This window comes from Pseudomonas saponiphila, from assembly GCF_900105185.1.
GTDB lineage: Bacteria > Pseudomonadota > Gammaproteobacteria > Pseudomonadales > Pseudomonadaceae > Aquipseudomonas > Aquipseudomonas saponiphila.
On the sequence record NZ_FNTJ01000001.1, the window covers coordinates 2,822,246 to 2,839,224 of the forward strand.

The window sequence follows — 16,979 nt, forward strand, 5'->3', positions numbered from 1 at the left end:
TTAACCCCCTGGGGCTTGTCCGGCACTCCGCGGCTTGCGCTTGAATTCCCGCTTTCAACCGGCATGGCGAAAGGTCAGGTTGATCCGCTGTCGGCCAAGCTCCGGGTGAGTGCCGTCCTTGAGCGGCAGCACCCCGTGATAGCGCAGGCGATCGACACCACCCCAGACCACCACGTCGGCATGGAGCAGGGGCACCCGCTGGCTCTTGTCGCTGCGCTGCTGGCCGCCGAACAGGAAGATCGCCGGCAGCCCCAGGGACAGGGAAACAATGGGCGCGTTGAAGTCGCGTTCGTTCCTGTCCTGGTGAAGGGACATTTTCGCGCCGGGGCGGTAGCAGTTGATCAGGCAGGAGTCGGGATTGAAGTCGTTGAAGCCGGCGGCTTGTGCTGCGTGCTCGGCCAGTTGCCGGAACACCTCGGGCATTGCCGGCCAGGGCCGCAGGCTTTGCGGGTCGATGGCGCTGTAACGGTAGCCGTGGCGGTCGGTGGTCCAGCCCAGCGCGCCGCAACTGCTCAAACCGACGGACATGGTATGGCCGCCCGGCGTCATCATCTGGCGAAAGGGCGCTGCTGCCAGGACTTCGTCGAGCCTGGGCAGCAGGCGTTCGGTCCAGGGCAGGGCAAAGCCGCGCAAGACCCGGGCCTGGGGCCCCAGCACCTCGGTACGTGCCGGCTGCAGCAGGTCGCTTTCGGCAAAGAGCCCGAGATTGGCAGGGGCGTCAGGGTTACAAGGCATCGTGAAAGATCACTCCAAGGGTGTGGCGCTGGCCGCTGTGCACGCGGCTGACCCCGTGGCGCAGGGTCACCCGATAATGCCCGCGCGCACCTTTTATCGGCCGATGATGCACGGCAAAAACCAGCCCATCACCTTGCTTCAGACCAATGACCTGTGGCCGGGACTGCATGCGCGGGCGCTGCTCGGTGAGCACCAGTTCGCCGCCGCTGAAGTCGGTTCCCGGTCGGGACAGCATGAACACCGCCTGCAAGGGAAACACCTGCTCGCCATACAGATCCTGATGCAGGCAGTTGTAGTCCTCGGGACCGTATTGCAGCAACAGTGGCGTGGGGCGCAACTGGCCGGCGGCGTGACAGCGCTGGATGAATGCCGAATGTTCTGCCGGGTAGCGGACGTCGAGGTTCATGTTCTGGTTCCAGCGGTTGGCCTGCTCCACCAGATGGGGATAGAGCTGTTGGCGCAGTTGCGCCACCAGCTCGGGCAGCGGATAGCGAAAGTACTGGTACTGACCGCGGCCGAAACCATGGCGGGCCATCAGCACTTTCGAACGGAACAGTTCGGGCTGCGGATACAGGTCGCAGAGGGCCTGGCATTGCTGGGCCGTCAACAGGCCTTCGAGGCGGGCGCAGCCGTCCTGGTCCAGGGCCTGCGTGATGCGGGCCCAGTCCAGTTGCTGCAGACGCTGGTGAAGCGAGGAAGCGGGCATGGCACGAGTGTCCTGGGCCGGAAAGATACCGGGCAGTCTGGGGCTCGGTCGGCCAGTGCGCACTCCGCTGCTTGCGCTCGAATCCGGGGTGGGGGAATTACAGGGCCTTGCTGACGCTGACGTCGCTGATTACGTCGCCGGACTGACCATGCAGGGCTTCCAGGGCGGCCCGGGCCTCTTCCTGGGTGCCGTTTTGCAACTGGGCGAATTCGAAGCGGCGCTCACCGTTGAGCTTGTATTTGATGACGTACTTGGTGGTCTGGGACACGGGATTACCTGTTGGCGCAGAAGGGCTGTGGCTTAACGCAGTTTCGAGCTGGAGCGGCGAATGATGCGGATCGAGTGGCTCAGGTTCGGCTTGCGGGTCACGCTGATCGGGCGCCGATTGACCGTGTCGATGGTGATATTCCAGAAGCCGGTGCTGGGTGCGGTGATCTTCGCCGGAAACTTGTCGAAAGCACCGCCGTGATAGGTGTGGCGGCCGCCATTCTTGAAACTGCGGAAGTTGGCATCGCTCATCAGGCGAATGTTGCAGACCTGGGAGCATTCGATGACGACGATATCGTCTTCGTTCAAGTGCTCGCGCTGGTGGATGAATTTCATGGGCGCCTCCAGAAGGGCTATAGCTACAAAAAACCAAAACAGGTGCGTGGGCGATGGCGCAGTTTATCAGGCCCGACGGGGTATTATTCGGCCCCCGCGTCGGGGTTTGACAATTTAAAACAGTTATTTGGATTTTTATCGGCGATAAAGCCGTGCCTCCGGAGAAAAACAGCGCCGTTGCTGTCGGAGGGACATTTATTGGAGTTTTGCTATGAAACGCTGGGCGTGGATTGTGGTGTTGGCCATCAGTGGCTGTGCGACGGTTTCGGACATCAACCAGACGCCGCCGACCCTGAGCGTGATCTCCGGCAAGAAGCCCCAGGAGTACGTCCAGTGCCTGAGCGGCAACCTCTCCGGCAGCCGCGGTGCGTTGCAGGTCGAGCCGCACAAGGGCGGGTATCGAGTGATCGTGCCTCAGAGCCTGTCGTCGGCTCCGGCGGCGGTGTTCTACATCGATGAACGCTCCGGGGGCAGCAGCATCAAGCTGCACGAACAGATGTCCAACAACCCCTTGCGTCCTCAGGACGTGCACAAGGCCGGGGAGGCCTGCATCTCCGGTTGAACGTGCGGGCCCAGGCGTGTCCTGGCCTCTCTTTCTTCGCCGGTACCGCAAGCGCTGGCCGGTTCAAGCCGCCCGGCAAGGCCGCGCCCGTGCGGTGCGACAGCGGCCTGCCTGCAGTGCACAGGCGCCTGTTTTGCATTGTCGCAGTGGATCTATTGCCCTACTATTTGTGCGCTTATGCCGGATGGGTCTAAGCATATAACTAGAATAATGGAGTACATATGATCCCACTGGATCGGATGCTGTTGAGCGGCCTGATGCTGCTGTTCATACAATCTGCCTCTGCCGTCGACGGCCAGAAGGTGTTCACTCAGGGTGGCGCCCAGCCAGGGGCGACGGCCTGTCTGGCTTGTCACGGTGCTGATGCAATGGGCCTGGCGCCTGCCGGCTTTCCGCGCCTGGCGGGGTTGCCGGCGGGCTACCTGGCCAAGCAGTTGCATGATTTTCGCAGTGGCGCCCGCAACAACCCGGTGATGCAGCCCCTGGCCAAGGCCTTGAGCGAAGAGGAAATCACCGCGGTCACCGCGACCCTGGCGGCGATGCCTGGACCACAGACCCCGCAGACCCACCGCAGCCAGAGCGCCAGCGGCGTTGGCGAGCGCCTGGCCCTGCGCGGTGCCTGGGAGCGTCAGGTGCCCGAGTGCGTCAGCTGTCACGGGCCGGGTGGTGTCGGTGTGGGCGTGGCATTTCCGCCGCTTGCCGGGCAGCCCGCCAGCTACCTCGTGGCTCAGTTGAACGCCTGGCGCGACGGCACTCGTCACAACGATCCCAATGACCTGATGGGGCATGTCGCCAAATCCCTGACTGGCGACGAGGTCACAGCGGTGGCGGACTACTTTGCGCAATTGAAAACCCAGGAGGCGCGGCCATGAAACTATTGATTGCCGGGCCGTTGCTGGCGTTGCTCGCCGCCCAGGTACAAGCCGCGGGCATTGCCATGGAAGATCAGTCGCAGATACCGGCGCCAAGCGCTTCGCCCCGGGCCGAGTACTTCAGGCCGCCCGCCGAAAGCGAGTTGCCGGACAATGCCTACGGCAGGCTGGTGCGCGAGGGCCATGCGCTGTTTGTCGACACCAAGCGCCGCGCGCCGCAATACGTGGGCAATGGACTCAATTGCAGCAACTGCCACCTCGATCAGGGGCGTCTGGCCAACTCCGCGCCGCTGTGGGGCGCCTATCCGATGTACCCCGCCTACCGCAAGAAGAACGACAAGGTGAACACCTTCGCCGAACGCTTGCAGGGGTGTTTCCAGTTCAGCATGAACGGTGGTCAGCCGCCGGCGGCCGACAGTCCGGAGATAACCGCGCTATCGGTGTATGCCTACTGGCTGGCGAGCAAGGCGCCACTGGGTGTGGAACTGCCGGGGCGGGGGTATCCCGACGTGGCCCAGCCGGCCAAGGGGTATGACCTGAAGCAGGGCGCGGCGGTGTATCAGGCGCAATGCGCGGTCTGCCATGGCGAACAGGGGCAGGGACAGAAGGTCGGGGCCGATTACGTGATGCCGCCGCTGTGGGGCAAGGATTCCTACAACTGGGGGGCGGGGATGCACCGGATCAATACGGCGGCGTCCTTCATCAAGCACAACATGCCACTGGGCCAGGGTGGCAGCTTGAGCGATCAGCAGGCTTGGGACGTGGCGGCCTTCGTCAACAGTCATGAACGGCCTCAGGATCCGCGTCTGGTGGAGGGCTCGATCGAGAAGACTCGGGTCAAGTTTCACGCCAATGACGGGGTAAATTTGTACGGTCAGACCGTAGAGGGCGTGCTGATCGGCCAGGGCATCCGATAAACTAGCGCCTATCGTTACCGATGCCGCCTGGGCTCACGCCTTGGCGGCATCGTTTTTTTGGGAGAGAGCATGAAGCGGGAAGACGTCAGGGAAAAGCATGCAGAGGGCTCGATCTCTGCCACCCATGTGATCCAGAACCCGGCCAATTCCGGGGAGTGGATCGTGTTTTTCAAGAAAAGCGCCGGGCGCAGCTATTTTCTGGTGGATGACAGCGACGAGGTGGAGTCCTTTGCCCGCCTCGACGACTTGATCGAAACCATTCGTGGCCTGGGCATCAAGTTCGCCGAAATTCATATGTAGCGGGCATCTGTCCGCTACTTGCAGACCACCACCACGCTGCGGCTCTTGTAGTTGCCGACGTCGACGCCCAGGGTCTTGTCGCTTTCCTTGGGGGCGGGGGTGCCATCGGTGCTGACGATCCGATAGCCGGTACCGGCGCAGGAAGCATCGGCTTTTTCATAGCAGCTGGCCCAGGAGCCGGCCTCTCCGGAGCAATCGATGCTCAGGCCCTGTTCGCCATTGGCCAGGTAAGTATTGGAGGCGGTGGCACATCCGGTCAGGGCCAGTACCGCGGTGACTGCGAGAAGTCTGTTCATGGGGATTTTGTCGTCTGCAGAAGAGGGAATCTTGGGGCTGTGCATCAGTGTCGCGATGCTATAGCCAATGGCCATTTCGGTACAGCGCATCCCCTTAGTCCATCGTCGCCGCTGAAAAGTGCCGCCGCTCGATAGACGGGATATTCCGCGAACTGCTCAAGGGGGTGGCCGAAGGCTATTAACGGTGCCATCAGTCGCGCCTGGCGGAGGCTCTGGGAGGGTATTGGGGGACGCTACGCTCGGATGTCCGCCCGGTGCCTGGGCTCGGCGTGCAGACGCCGGATTTCAAGGCCTGCGGGGGTATGGGGGTTAACCTTGAGCGCTAACTGATGGATGCTACGGAACTATCTGGCGCTTTATTTCTCTATGATGGCAGCGGTTAGCCAGCGCGGGGCATTGTAAGGTGCACGCCGCCTGATTAGACTGCGCCGAAACTCGCACGCACAGCCTTTTTAAGGACTCATATGATCAAGAAATGCTTGTTCCCAGCAGCCGGTTACGGTACTCGCTTCCTGCCAGCGACTAAAGCCATGCCTAAAGAAATGCTGCCGGTGGTGAACAAGCCACTGATCCAGTACGGCGTTGAAGAAGCGCTGGATGCCGGATTGAATGAAATCTCCATCGTGACCGGCCGTGGCAAGCGCGCCCTCGAAGACCACTTCGACATCAGTTACGAGTTGGAAAACCAGATCAAGGGCACCGACAAGGAGAAATACCTGGTTGGTATCCGCAAACTGCTGGACGAGTGCTCGTTCTCCTACACTCGCCAGACTGAAATGAAAGGCCTGGGCCACGCGATTCTGACCGGCCGCCCGCTGATCGGCGATGAGCCGTTCGCCGTGGTGCTGGCGGATGACCTGTGCGTCAACCTCGAAGGCGACGGCGTCCTGACCCAGATGGTCAAGCTGTACAAGCAGTTCCGCTGCTCGATCGTGGCCATCCAGGAAGTCGACCCGCAGGAAACCAACAAGTACGGCGTGATCGCCGGCGAGATGATCCGTGACGACATCTACCGCGTTCACAGCATGGTCGAGAAGCCAAAGCCGGAAGATGCGCCGTCGAACCTGGCGATCATCGGTCGTTACATCCTGACTCCGGACATCTTCGACCTGATCGAGCAGACCGAGCCGGGCAAGGGTGGTGAAATCCAGATCACCGACGCCCTGATGAAACAGGCGCAGAACGGCTGCGTGATGGCCTACAAGTTCAAGGGCAAGCGTTTCGACTGCGGTGGCGCCGAAGGCTACATCGACGCGACCAACTTCTGCTTCGAGAACTTCTACAAGACCGGCAAGGCTTACTGATAGTCGCTGCACGGGTTTGTCGGAAAAAGCCACCTTCGGGTGGCTTTTTCATTGGGCGCCCTTATGTCAATCCACTGCGCTGACCCGATCGCCATCTGCGGTTATGCTTGTCAGCCTGCCTGGGAGAGTGAAATGGCCTACGATTTTGATCTTTATGTAATTGGCGCCGGTTCCGGCGGTGTGCGTTGCGCACGCTTCGCGGCGGGCTTCGGCGCAAAAGTTGCGGTGGCCGAAAGCCGCTATCTGGGCGGTACCTGCGTCAACGTCGGTTGCGTGCCGAAAAAACTGCTGGTGTACGGCGCACACTTTGCCGAAGACTTCGAGCAGGCGTCGGGTTTCGGCTGGTCCCTTGGCGAGGCAGATTTCGATTGGGCGACCTTGATCGCCAACAAGGACCGCGAAATCAATCGTCTCAACGGTATCTACCGCAATCTGCTGGTCAACAGTGGCGTGACCCTGCACGAAGGCCACGCCAAGCTGATCGATCCGCATCAGGTGGAGGTCAATGGCCAGCGCTATACCGCCAAGCACATCCTGATTGCCACTGGCGGCTGGCCGCAGATTCCGAACATCCCGGGGCGTGAGCATGCCATCAGCTCCAATGAAGCCTTCTTCCTCAAGGCGCTGCCCAAGCGCGTGCTGGTGGTGGGTGGTGGTTACATTGCGGTGGAATTTGCCGGGATTTTCCACGGTCTGGGTGCCGATACCCAGCTGCTGTATCGCGGCGATCTGTTCCTGCGCGGCTTTGATGGTGCGGTGCGCAAGCATCTGCAGGAAGAGCTCACCAAGCGTGGCCTGGGCTTGCAGTTCAACGCGGACATCGAGCGCATCGACAAACAGGCCGACGGCAGCCTTGAGGTCACGCTCAAGGATGGTCGCAAGCTGGTCGCCGACTGCGTGTTCTACGCCACCGGGCGCCGGCCGATGCTCGACAACCTGGGTCTGGAGAACACCGGGGTCAAACTGGACAAGCGTGGCTTTATCGAGGTGGATGAGCAGTACCAGAGCAGCGAGCCATCGATCCTGGCGATTGGCGATGTGATCGGCCGCGTGCAATTGACCCCGGTGGCCCTGGCCGAAGGCATGGCCGTGGCTCGGCGCCTGTTCAAGCCCGAGCAGTACCGCCCGGTGGATTACCGGATGATCCCCACGGCGGTGTTCAGCCTGCCGAATATCGGCACTGTTGGTCTGACCGAAGAGCAGGCGCGGGAAGCGGGGCACAAGGTGCAGATCTTCGAAAGCCGGTTCCGGCCGATGAAGCTGACCCTGACCGACTGCCAGGAACGTACCCTGATGAAGCTGGTGGTGGATGCCGATAGCGACAAAGTGCTGGGTTGCCACATGGTGGGGCCGGACGCCGGTGAAATCGTCCAGGGGCTGGCGATTGCTCTGAAGGCCGGGGCGACCAAACGTGATTTCGACGAAACCATCGGCGTGCACCCGACCGCCGCCGAAGAGTTCGTTACCATGCGCACGCCTGTCGCCGACTGATCAGGAGTCGGCTTTCTTGCCTGCCTTCGCCTTGCTGGCGGAGGCCAGGCGCAGCGCCTCGAGGCCGGCCTCGGCCTTGGCGGCGCGCAATTCCATCTGCTTGCTCAGGCGAGTCTGCTCGTCGGCTATTTCCCTGAGTGCCTGCGTCTCCTGCGAAGCCACACGCAAGCGTTCCTGCAGCAGGGTGCTGGCGCTCTCCAGGCGCGTCAGCTGTTCGCGCAGTTGTGCCTGCAGGGCTGCGCTCTTGCTGGCGGCATCCAGGGCTTGCTGGAGCTCCTTGTGGCTGGCCCGTTGTTCGCTGAGCAGGCGTTCGTTGTCGCGATGCAATTGAGTGATTTCGTCCTGGCGAACCAGGGCGCTCTGCTGGGCTTGCCGCAGTTCGGCCTGCAGTTGCTGTAGCTGGCCTTCGTGACGGCGCTGCTCCTGCTCGCGCTGTTCCTTGCTGGCAGCGCGGTAGTGTTCCAGGGCATCCCGGGCGTGCAGGTGCTTGTCTTCCAGGGAGCGGATCTGCTGCTCCTTGTCTTCCAGGCGCAGGTCGTAGTCCTTCAGTGCCTGGTTGAGCTCGGCGTTGCGGGTCTGTTCGCTCTGTAGCATCGAGCGAGTGTCTTGCAGTGCGGCACTTTCACCGGCCAGGGCGCTGGCCTGGATCTGCAGTTGCTGTTGCAGCTGCTCCTCTGTGCGCCGGGCTTGCTCCAACTGTTGCTCGAATGCCTGCTTCTGCTGTTCGGAGTGGGCGAGGGCCTGTTCCAGGGGCTCCTGGGCTTGTTCCTGGAGACGATGCGCCAGGCGCCCGACCAGTTCGCCGAGCTCCTCGTCCAGCGCTACTGGGCCGGCCTCCCGGCGAGTGCTGCCATCGTCGAGCTCTTTCAGGTAGCGGTGGATGGTGGTTTTTGAGCCGGTATTGCCCATTTCTATGCGTACTGCGTCGATGCTCGGGTGCTCGCCGCGGGCAAGAATCGCCTGGCGCGCCTTTTTCACCACCGCTTTGTTAATGCCTCCGCGAGCCATGTGTCCTCCGACGATTTAATACTGTTATACGTGGTATGTAATTATTGATAATTGTACAGGTAGAATGGCGCATCAGATAGCGTAAATTTGACATTGGATATTGTAGTATTACCCCTTGTGATAGGCGCGGCGGTCGGTTTTCGCCCCGGGTCGCCGTACATCTGTCTCAGGGGAGTTGCCATGAGTGAGCTGGATCGTTACCTGCAAGCCGCCACCCGCGATAACACCCGCCGCAGTTATCGGGCGGCCATCGAGCATTTCGAGGTGCAGTGGGGCGGATTCCTGCCGGCCACCGCGGACAGCGTGGCTCGCTACCTGGTGGCCTACGCCGGTGAGCTGTCGATCAATACCTTGAAGTTGCGCCTCTCGGCACTGGCCCAATGGCACAACAGCCAGGGCTTTGCCGACCCGACCAAGGCGCCGGTGGTGCGTCAGGTGTTCAAGGGGATTCGCGCGGTGCACCCGGTTCGCGAAAAACAGGCCGAGCCATTGCAATTGCAGCATCTGGAGCGAGTGATTGCCTGGCTCGATGGCGAGGCAGCGGCGGCCCGGGGCGACGAACGTCAGGCCGACCTGTTGCGGGCGCTGCGCGATCGGGCGTTGATCCTGCTGGGTTTCTGGCGAGGCTTTCGCAGTGATGAGCTGTGTCGCCTGCAGATCGAGCATGTGCAGGCCAGCGCCGGATCCGGCATCAGCCTGTATGTGCCGCGCAGCAAGAGCGACCGCGACAACCTGGGTCGGACCTTTCACACGCCGGCCTTGCAACGCCTGTGTCCGGTGCAGGCCTACATCGAATGGATCAATGCCGCGGCCCTGGTGCGCGGACCGGTGTTTCGCGGGATCGATCGCTGGGGCCACCTGAGTGAGCAGGGCTTGCATGCCAACAGCGTGATTCCCCTGTTGCGCCAGGCCCTGGAACGCGCCGGTATCGCCGCCGAACACTACACCAGCCATTCCCTGCGCCGGGGCTTTGCCACCTGGGCGCATCGCAGCGGATGGGATCTGAAGTCGCTGATGAGCTATGTCGGCTGGAAGGACATGAAGTCCGCCATGCGTTACCTGGAGGTCAATCCGTTCATGGGCATGGCACGGATCGACGAGAAACCTGTGCGCCAGTGATCAAAGGTTTCTTCTATCAATACGGTGGTCTTATAGCCAAAACCAATCGTTGGCATCAGGTTTGCCAATGAGCCAAGCGGCGACTGATTGGCTAGGATTCTCCCCATCAAGTTTTCACCCAACATTTTCAACCACTGATGGAGAGTCAACGATGCCTATCATCAACAGCCAAGTTAAACCGTTCAAAGCCACTGCATTCAAAAACGGCGCATTCGTCGAAGTGTCGGACGCGGATCTGAAAGGCAAATGGTCCGTCGTATTCTTCTACCCGGCCGACTTCACCTTCGTCTGCCCGACCGAGCTGGAAGACCTGGCCGACAACTATGCCGAATTCCAGAAACTGGGCGTTGAGATCTACAGCGTTTCCACCGATACCCACTTTGCCCACGCTGCCTGGCACAACACTTCGCCAGCCATCGGCAAGATCCAGTACACCATGATCGGCGACCCGACCCTGGCCATCTCCCGCAACTTCGACGTGCTGATCGAAGAAGCCGGTCTGGCTGACCGTGGCACCTTCGTGATCAACCCTGAAGGCCAGATCAAGATCGTTGAAATCAACGATGGCGGCGTAGGTCGTGACGCTTCCGAGCTGCTGCGCAAGATCAAGGCCGCCCAGTACGTCGCTGCTCACCCAGGCGAAGTCTGCCCAGCCAAGTGGAAAGAAGGCGAGGCCACCCTGGCTCCGTCCCTGGACCTGGTCGGCAAGATCTAAGTCCATGCTTCATTCAAGGGCGGTCATCCGCACTTAAGTCAGCCGCACCGCCCTCAAATAACGCCCGGGCGAGATTCGCTCGGGCGTTGTTTTTTATACCGAATCAATAGGAAATCGCCCGTATGTTGGACGCCAATCTTAAAGCTCAGTTGAAGTCATACCTGGAACGGGTCACCCAGCCGATCGAGATCGTCGCCTCCCTCGACGACGGTGCGAAATCCCAGGAAATGCTTGCGTTACTCAAAGACATTGTCAGTCTTTCCAACCAGATTACCTTGCTCGACAACGGCACCGACGCGCGCAAGCCGTCGTTCTCGCTTAATCGCCCGGGGAGTGATATCAGCCTGCGTTTCGCCGGTATTCCCATGGGGCACGAATTCACTTCCCTGGTGCTGGCCCTGTTGCAAGTAGGGGGGCACCCCTCCAAAGCCAGTGCTGAAGTGATCGAGCAGATCCGCTCGCTCAAGGGCGAGTTCAATTTTGAAACCTACTTCTCGCTGTCCTGCCAGAATTGCCCGGACGTGGTCCAGGCGCTGAACCTGATGGCGGTGCTCAACCCCAATATTCGCCACGTGGCCATTGACGGTGCGCTGTTCCAGGCCGAAGTCGATGAGCGCAAGGTGATGGCGGTGCCGAGCATCTATCTCAACGGCGTGAACTTCGGCCAGGGGCGCATGGGCCTTGAGGAAATCCTCGCCAAGCTCGACACCGGCGCGGTGGAGAAACAGGCGCAGAAACTCAACGCCAAAGAGGCCTTTGACGTACTGGTGGTCGGCGGTGGCCCAGCGGGTGCCTCGGCAGCCATTTATGCCGCTCGCAAGGGCATTCGCACCGGTGTTGCCGCCGAACGCTTCGGTGGTCAGGTGCTGGACACCATGGCTATCGAGAACTTTGTCTCGGTCAAGGAAACCGAAGGGCCGAAACTGGCCGCGGCCCTGGAAGAACACGTCAAGCTGCGGATTTCGGAGCACCGTGACCGGCCGTTTCGGTTGATCGTGACCGGTCATTTCGCTAACGCGTGACCGCTCATTTCGGTAGCAACGTGACCGATTTTCCGCCTGTTCCGAAACAGGTGGTCACGGCTTACCGAAATCGCCGGTCACGACTTAGCGAAAGCCTTCCCCTTCGTTGCGCATGACCTGATGCGCCGCCATCCTCGACCGATTTCGGGAGAGGAAGATGGCGGCGCCGCGAGTAGCCATGCGAAACATCAAAGAATGTCTGCGCCTCAAGTTTGAGGCCGGCTTGTCCCACGAGAAGATTGCCCGTGCCTTGCAGCTGTCCAAGGGCGTGGTTAGCAAGTACATCGCGGCGGCGCGGGTGGCCGGGCTGGACTGGCCGGCGCTGGTGGCCATGGACGAGGCCGCGCTGGCGGCCGCCTTGTTTGCACCGACGTCGACGAACAAGCCGCGCGGTGAGCGAGTGCTGCCCGATGTGCTGAGCATCCACCGCGAGTTGCGACGCAAGGGCGTGACCTTGCAGCTGCTGTGGGAGGAATATCTCGCCGCGCATGCGGGCCAGCCGACCTACCGCTACACCCAGTTCGTCGAGCACTACCGGCGCTACGCCCAGACGCTCAAACGTTCGATGCGTCAGCTGCACCGTGCGGGCGAGAAGCTATTCATCGACTATGCCGGGCCGACGCTGCCGGTGGTCGACCCGGCCACCGGCGAAGTGCGCCGGGCGCACATCTTCGTCGCCGCCCTGGGCGCCTCGAATTACACCTATGCCTGCGCGACGCCAGGCGAAACCCAGGTGGACTGGCTGACCTCGCTGGGCCAGGCTCTGACCTACTTTGGCGGCGTGCCGGAAATGGTTGTGCCGGACAATCCGCGCGCCCTGGTCGCCCAGCCGGATCGCTACGAGCCGGGCCTGAACCGGGCCACGCTGGAGTGCGCGCGTCATTACCAGACGGTGATCCTGCCGGCACGGCCACGCAAGCCTCAGGACAAGGCCAAGGCCGAGGTGGCGGTGCAGGTGGTCGAGCGCTGGATCATGGCGCGGCTGCGCCATCGGCAGTTCTTCAGCCTGCATGCGCTTAACCAGGCCATCGCCGAGCTGCTGGAGGATCTGAATCGGCGCCCGTTCAAGCGGCTCGATGGCTGCCGGCGCGACTGGTTCGAGCGCCTGGATCGCCCGGCCTTGCGAGCGCTGCCGGTGCATCCCTACGAGGTCGCCACCTTCAAGCGCTGCAAGGTCAGCATCGACTACCACATCGAGGTCAATGGCAGCTTCTACAGCGTGCCCTCCGCCCTGGCCCGGCAGAACGTGGACGTGCGACTGACGGCACACACCCTGGAAGTGCTGCATGGCAACCGGCGGGTGGCCAGCCACCTGCTGCTGGGGCGACGCGGCGCTTACAGTACCCAGCGCGAGCACATGCCCGCGGCGCACCAGGCGCATCGCGAATGGACGCCACAACGCCTGCTCGACTGGGGCGCGCGGATCGGCCCCTACACGCGCCAACTGATCGATCACCAACTGACCCACAAGCCGCACCCGGAGATGGGCTACCGCGCCTGCCTCGGCCTGCTCTCGCTGGCCCGGCGCTATGGCAATGCACGCCTGGAAGCCGCTGCCGAACGTGCCGTACACCTGCGCGCCTTCACCGGGCGCAGCGTGCGCAACCTGCTCCAGCAAGGCCTGGATCAACAGCCGCTGCCCCAGCGTGCCGCCGAAACGACCTTACCCGGCGACCACGAGAACGTCCGTGGCGCCGACTACTACCAACCCCCGCAACAGGAGCTGTTCGATGATGCCGCAACACACCCTGAATCAACTGCACCAGCTACGCCTGGACGGCATGGCCCGCGCCCTGGAAGAGCAATGGACGCTGCCGGCCAGCCACAGCCTGAGCTTCGATGAACGCCTCGGCCTACTGCTCGACCGCGAACTGGCCTGGCGTGACAACCAGCGCCTGGTACGGCTGCGCAAGAAGGCCAAGCTCAAGTACGCCAACGCCTGCCTGGAAGATCTCGACCGCCGCACCGGACGCGCCCTGGACGAGCGTCTGATCGCCACCCTGGCCAGTGGCGACTGGATCCGCCAGCAGCACAACCTGCTGCTGACCGGCCCGACCGGTGCCGGCAAAACCTGGCTGGCCTGCGCCCTGGGCAACCAGGCCTGCCGCCAGGGCTATAGCACCCTGTACCTGCGCACCCCGCGCCTGCTGGAACAACTGCGCATCGCTCATGGCGACGGCAGCTTCGGCCGTACCCTGCAACAGCTGGCAAAGGTCGACGTCCTGGTGCTGGACGACTGGGCGCTAGCCCCGCTGGAGGAAGGAGCCCGGCATGACCTGCTGGAGGTGATCGACGACCGCGCTGGCAGCCGCTCCACCATCCTGACGAGCCAACTGCCCATCGAGCACTGGCACGGCTGGATCAACGACCCGACCCTGGCCGATGCCATCCTCGACCGCCTGGTGCACAACGCCTACCGACTGACGATGAAAGGCGAGTCGCTGCGCCGAAAAAAAGCCGAGGAACAAGCCGCATCGTGACCGATGCGATTACAATCCAGAACCCGCGCAACCGGGGTGGAAGCACCGGTCACGTATTAGCGAAACGCTCGGTCACGTTCACCGAAATCCGCAGTCAAGCAGTACGACGTCGACATCATGAACCTGCAGCGTGCCAGCGCCCTGGTGCCGGCCAAGGAGGTTGGTGGCCTGCATGAGATCCAGTTCGAAAGCGGTGCCAGCCTCAAGGCCAAGTCAGTGATCCTGGCCACCGGCGCCCGCTGGCGAGAAATGGGCGTGCCCGGCGAGCAGGAATACAAGGCCAAGGGCGTGTGCTTCTGCCCGCACTGCGACGGTCCGCTGTTCAAGGGCAAGCGCGTGGCGGTGATTGGTGGTGGCAACTCCGGCGTCGAGGCGGCCATCGACCTGGCGGGTATCGTCAGCCACGTGACCCTGCTTGAGTTCGACAGCAAACTGCGGGCCGATGCGGTGTTGCAGCGCAAGCTCTACAGCCTGCCCAACGTCAAGGTCATCACCAGCGCCCTGACCAGCGAAGTGAAGGGCGACGGGCAGAAGGTCACCGGTCTGGCGTACAAGGATCGCGATTCCGGCGAGTTCCACACGGTGGACCTGGAAGGCGTCTTCGTGCAGATCGGTCTGTTGCCCAACACCGATTGGCTCAAGGGCACGGTGGAGTTGTCGCCCCGCGGCGAGATCATTGTCGATGCTCGTGGCGAGACTTCGCTGCCCGGCGTATTCGCGGCCGGCGACGTGACCACGGTGCCGTACAAGCAGATCGTGATCGCGGTGGGCGAGGGCGCCAAGGCTTCCCTGAGTGCCTTCGATCACCTGATCCGCACTTCAGCGCCGGCATAAGCCGTCACTGGAAAAACAAAACCCCATGAGCCCAGGCTCATGGGGTTTTTTATTGTCGTGCAGCAGGGGCTCGTTCCAGCAGCAGGGTCTTACAACGGTGCTGGCTGAATGATTTCGACCCAGTAGCCGTCCGGATCCTTGATGAACGCCAGGCTCTTCATGCGGCCATCGTTCAGGCGTTTCTGGAAATCGCAGCCCAGGGCTTCGAAGCGCTCGCAGGCGGCGACGATATCCGGCACCGAGATGCAGATGTGGCCGAAGCCGCGTGGGTCGCTGTTGCCGTTGTGGTAGGCGAAGGCCGGATCGTTCTCGGTGCCGTGATTGTGGGTCAGTTCGAGAATGCCGGGGATCGATTTCATCCACTCGGTGCGCGCGGCAGCGTCGCTCGGGATCTGCGCCTTGTCCACCAGGGCGAGGAAGTACAGGCTGAATTCGGCTTCGGGGAAGTCGCGTTTTTCTACCAGGGAAAAGCCCAGGACCCGGGTGTAGAAGTCCAGGGAGCGAGTGATGTCCTTGACCCGCAGCATGGTGTGGTTGAACACGAAGCGGGCGGTGGCGGCGTCCGGTTGGGCGGTCACGCCGGGGAAAGTGTTGAGTTGCTCGAGGCTCATGGGCCCTCCAGGAAAATATGCGGCAAAGGTTGTTCGCGAAGGCGAAGCGGCCCTTGGCAGGCAAGGGTTCAGGCGTCGTTGGGATCGGGCAATGATACGCAACCGGACGCCATGACGCCAAACCCAAAGCTCCTGATCTATTGCCCATTCCTGGCGTCGGGCTCAGACTTCCAGGCCCGTTTCCCTGGTGTGCAAATCCATGATCGAATCGTTCAAGCCGCGGGTTGCGGCCCTGCTTCTGCTGGCGTTTGCCGGGCTGGTCCAGGCTGCGCCGCAAGTCACCTGGCCGCAAGGCTGGACGGTGGAGCCGGTGCCTGCGCAAGAAGGTGACCAGGCGGCCGAGGTTTCCCGCCAGCGCGCGGTGAAAAGCGATGCCGCCGGCAATCCGCAGGTGGTCATGGAGTTGACCATGACGCAAGTCGACAGCGGGCACGTAGTCAATCTTCAGGGGGTATTGCTGGAGATGCGCAAATCCGTGCAGAAGGACTTTGCCCGAGGCGGTTATCAGAGTGTCTGTAACAAGATTCATGCGGCGCAGTTGAGTCGGCTGCAAGCCCTGGAGACCACTTGCACCATTACCCAGAATGGCCGGCATGTGCTCTCGCAAACATTGGTGGCCGCTGTGGATGGGAATAAGGCTTATGTACTTTCATACGCTGGCCAGGCACAGGCTTATGCTGAGAGTCGGGACGAAATACTAGCTGTACGAAATAGCCTTAAACTTTGAGGAAAAATCTGAAGCTGCCGGTTTGATTTCCCATGTCGAGGGCGGGCTAACGGAAAGGTATTAAGCCTGAAGTTGTAGTGAGGGGGTTGTTGCAAGACACAATCCCCGGTGGGCTTGGTGTCGTCGGGTACGCTGGGAAATACCGGTCATCCGTGCTGAAGCCGGTCTTAGATGCAAGTCGTAATAAGAATATTCTTATCAATGTAAAAAGCCCTGCATATGCAGGGCCTTTTTCAGGTTGCGGCTTTATTCAAGCGCGCAACCAGGAGTCTACAGTGGCGGCGCCATACTGTTCTTTCCAGGCTTTCAGGCCGCGATGGTTGCCGCCTTTGGTTTCAATCAGTTCGCCGGTGTGCGGGTTCTGATAAACCTTGACCACTCGTGCACGCCGCTGTTTAGGGGCGTTGGCCGGTGGCAGGCCGGTTTTGCCCAGGTTTGGATCAAGAATTGCGATGATGTCACGCAGACTCTTGTCATAGGACTTCATCAGGGCCTGGAGCTTCTCTTCGAACTCGATTTCCTTTTTGAGTCCGGCGTCATTCTTCAGGGATTCAAGCTGCGCGAGCTGTTCTTGAAGTGCTTTTTCTGCAGCACGAAATTCAGCAAGTCTGGACAATATCTTCACTCCAATAGTCTATTTTGGCTGATACAAACCACAAACAAAGCTATAAGCCATG

The 16,979-nt window shown here is 61.5% G+C and carries 19 protein-coding genes and 2 pseudogenes; 13 read left to right on the forward strand and 8 right to left on the reverse strand.

Going from position 1 to position 16,979, the window contains the following annotated elements; translation table 11 throughout:
* Nucleotides 1-54 precede the first annotated feature (54 nt).
* From alkB to BLV47_RS13240, 4 genes are all read right to left on the reverse strand, one after another.
* Nucleotides 55-735, reverse strand: a complete 681-nt coding sequence (alkB, locus tag BLV47_RS13225) for a DNA oxidative demethylase AlkB (RefSeq protein WP_092314200.1) — start codon at nt 733-735, stop codon at nt 55-57.
* Nucleotides 725-1,441, reverse strand: a complete 717-nt coding sequence (locus tag BLV47_RS13230; RefSeq protein ID WP_092314202.1) for a 2OG-Fe(II) oxygenase — start codon at nt 1,439-1,441, stop codon at nt 725-727. Before BLV47_RS13230 ends, alkB begins: the two co-directional genes overlap by 11 nt.
* A 97-nt stretch (nt 1,442-1,538) precedes the next feature.
* Nucleotides 1,539-1,709: a hypothetical protein gene (locus BLV47_RS36215; protein WP_092314204.1), complete on the reverse strand. Its 171-nt coding sequence runs from the start codon at nt 1,707-1,709 to the stop codon at nt 1,539-1,541.
* Nucleotides 1,710-1,741: 32 nt separating this feature from the next.
* Nucleotides 1,742-2,044 (reverse strand): DUF1883 domain-containing protein, encoded by a 303-nt coding sequence (locus BLV47_RS13240; protein WP_016964155.1) that lies wholly within the window; start codon nt 2,042-2,044, stop codon nt 1,742-1,744.
* A 211-nt stretch (nt 2,045-2,255) separates the two neighbouring features.
* Between BLV47_RS13240 and BLV47_RS13245 the strand changes: the two genes are divergently transcribed.
* The 4 genes from BLV47_RS13245 to BLV47_RS13260 all read left to right on the forward strand — a co-directional run bounded on the left by BLV47_RS13245 (nt 2,256) and on the right by BLV47_RS13260 (nt 4,695).
* Nucleotides 2,256-2,606 carry a hypothetical protein gene (locus BLV47_RS13245; protein WP_092314206.1) on the forward strand — a complete coding sequence of 117 codons (351 nt, stop codon included), beginning with the start codon at nt 2,256-2,258 and terminating at the stop codon, nt 2,604-2,606.
* 221 nt (nt 2,607-2,827) lie between these two features.
* The gene (locus BLV47_RS13250) at nt 2,828-3,478 is read left to right on the forward strand and encodes a c-type cytochrome (RefSeq protein ID WP_092314208.1); all 651 of its coding nucleotides are present in this window, start codon (nt 2,828-2,830) and stop codon (nt 3,476-3,478) included.
* 65 nt (nt 3,479-3,543) lie between these two features.
* On the forward strand, nt 3,544-4,395 hold the full coding sequence (locus BLV47_RS13255) for a c-type cytochrome (RefSeq protein WP_425272170.1): 852 nt from the start codon (nt 3,544-3,546) through the stop codon (nt 4,393-4,395).
* A 69-nt stretch (nt 4,396-4,464) separates the two neighbouring features.
* Nucleotides 4,465-4,695, forward strand: coding sequence for a hypothetical protein (locus BLV47_RS13260; RefSeq protein ID WP_092314212.1), 231 nt, complete (start codon nt 4,465-4,467; stop codon nt 4,693-4,695).
* Between the two features lie 14 nt (nt 4,696-4,709).
* Here BLV47_RS13260 and BLV47_RS13265 read toward each other — a convergent pair whose 3' ends face one another.
* Nucleotides 4,710-4,991 carry a hypothetical protein gene (locus BLV47_RS13265; protein ID WP_016964160.1) on the reverse strand — a complete coding sequence of 94 codons (282 nt, stop codon included), beginning with the start codon at nt 4,989-4,991 and terminating at the stop codon, nt 4,710-4,712.
* 464 nt (nt 4,992-5,455) lie between these two features.
* On the opposite strand from BLV47_RS13265, the gene galU reads away from it, so the two are divergent.
* Together galU and gorA are read left to right on the forward strand one after the other, a co-directional pair.
* A complete protein-coding gene (gene galU / locus BLV47_RS13270; RefSeq protein ID WP_011061681.1) occupies nt 5,456-6,295 on the forward strand; it encodes a UTP--glucose-1-phosphate uridylyltransferase GalU in 840 nt (279 codons plus the stop codon).
* 132 nt (nt 6,296-6,427) lie between these two features.
* Nucleotides 6,428-7,786, forward strand: coding sequence for a glutathione-disulfide reductase (gene gorA, locus BLV47_RS13275; protein ID WP_092314214.1), 1,359 nt, complete (start codon nt 6,428-6,430; stop codon nt 7,784-7,786).
* On the opposite strand, the gene BLV47_RS13280 is transcribed toward gorA, so the two are convergent.
* The gene (locus tag BLV47_RS13280; RefSeq protein ID WP_092314216.1) at nt 7,787-8,794 is read right to left on the reverse strand and encodes a DNA-binding protein; all 1,008 of its coding nucleotides are present in this window, start codon (nt 8,792-8,794) and stop codon (nt 7,787-7,789) included.
* A 180-nt stretch (nt 8,795-8,974) separates the two neighbouring features.
* On the opposite strand from BLV47_RS13280, the gene BLV47_RS13285 reads away from it, so the two are divergent.
* The 6 genes and pseudogenes from BLV47_RS13285 to BLV47_RS13310 form a co-directional block, all read left to right on the forward strand.
* Nucleotides 8,975-9,913, forward strand: coding sequence for a site-specific integrase (locus tag BLV47_RS13285; protein WP_092314218.1), 939 nt, complete (start codon nt 8,975-8,977; stop codon nt 9,911-9,913).
* 151 nt (nt 9,914-10,064) lie between these two features.
* Nucleotides 10,065-10,628: an alkyl hydroperoxide reductase subunit C gene (ahpC, locus tag BLV47_RS13290; RefSeq protein WP_011061677.1), complete on the forward strand. Its 564-nt coding sequence runs from the start codon at nt 10,065-10,067 to the stop codon at nt 10,626-10,628.
* 122 nt (nt 10,629-10,750) lie between these two features.
* Nucleotides 10,751-11,581 (forward strand): annotated as a pseudogene (locus BLV47_RS13295) (thioredoxin family protein); the annotation flags it as partial.
* A 226-nt stretch (nt 11,582-11,807) separates the two neighbouring features.
* Nucleotides 11,808-13,493: an IS21 family transposase gene (gene istA, locus BLV47_RS13300; RefSeq protein WP_062838241.1), complete on the forward strand. Its 1,686-nt coding sequence runs from the start codon at nt 11,808-11,810 to the stop codon at nt 13,491-13,493.
* On the forward strand, nt 13,381-14,130 hold the full coding sequence (gene istB / locus BLV47_RS13305) for an IS21-like element IS1474 family helper ATPase IstB (protein ID WP_062838242.1): 750 nt from the start codon (nt 13,381-13,383) through the stop codon (nt 14,128-14,130). The genes istA and istB overlap by 113 nt, the downstream gene beginning before the upstream one ends.
* Nucleotides 14,131-14,229: 99 nt before the next feature.
* Nucleotides 14,230-14,964: pseudogene (locus BLV47_RS13310) on the forward strand (FAD-dependent oxidoreductase); the annotation flags it as partial.
* Between the two features lie 89 nt (nt 14,965-15,053).
* On the opposite strand, the gene gloA reads toward BLV47_RS13310, so the two are convergent.
* The gene (gene gloA / locus BLV47_RS13315; protein ID WP_092314220.1) at nt 15,054-15,575 is read right to left on the reverse strand and encodes a lactoylglutathione lyase; all 522 of its coding nucleotides are present in this window, start codon (nt 15,573-15,575) and stop codon (nt 15,054-15,056) included.
* 199 nt (nt 15,576-15,774) lie between these two features.
* Between gloA and BLV47_RS13320 the strand changes: the two genes are divergently transcribed.
* A complete protein-coding gene (locus BLV47_RS13320) occupies nt 15,775-16,302 on the forward strand; it encodes a DUF4946 domain-containing protein (RefSeq protein WP_092314222.1) in 528 nt (175 codons plus the stop codon).
* 250 nt (nt 16,303-16,552) lie between these two features.
* On the opposite strand, the gene BLV47_RS13325 is transcribed toward BLV47_RS13320, so the two are convergent.
* Complete coding sequence (locus BLV47_RS13325; protein WP_060839599.1) at nt 16,553-16,918, reverse strand: histone-like nucleoid-structuring protein, MvaT/MvaU family; 366 nt, start codon at nt 16,916-16,918, stop codon at nt 16,553-16,555.
* Nucleotides 16,919-16,979 lie beyond the last annotated feature (61 nt).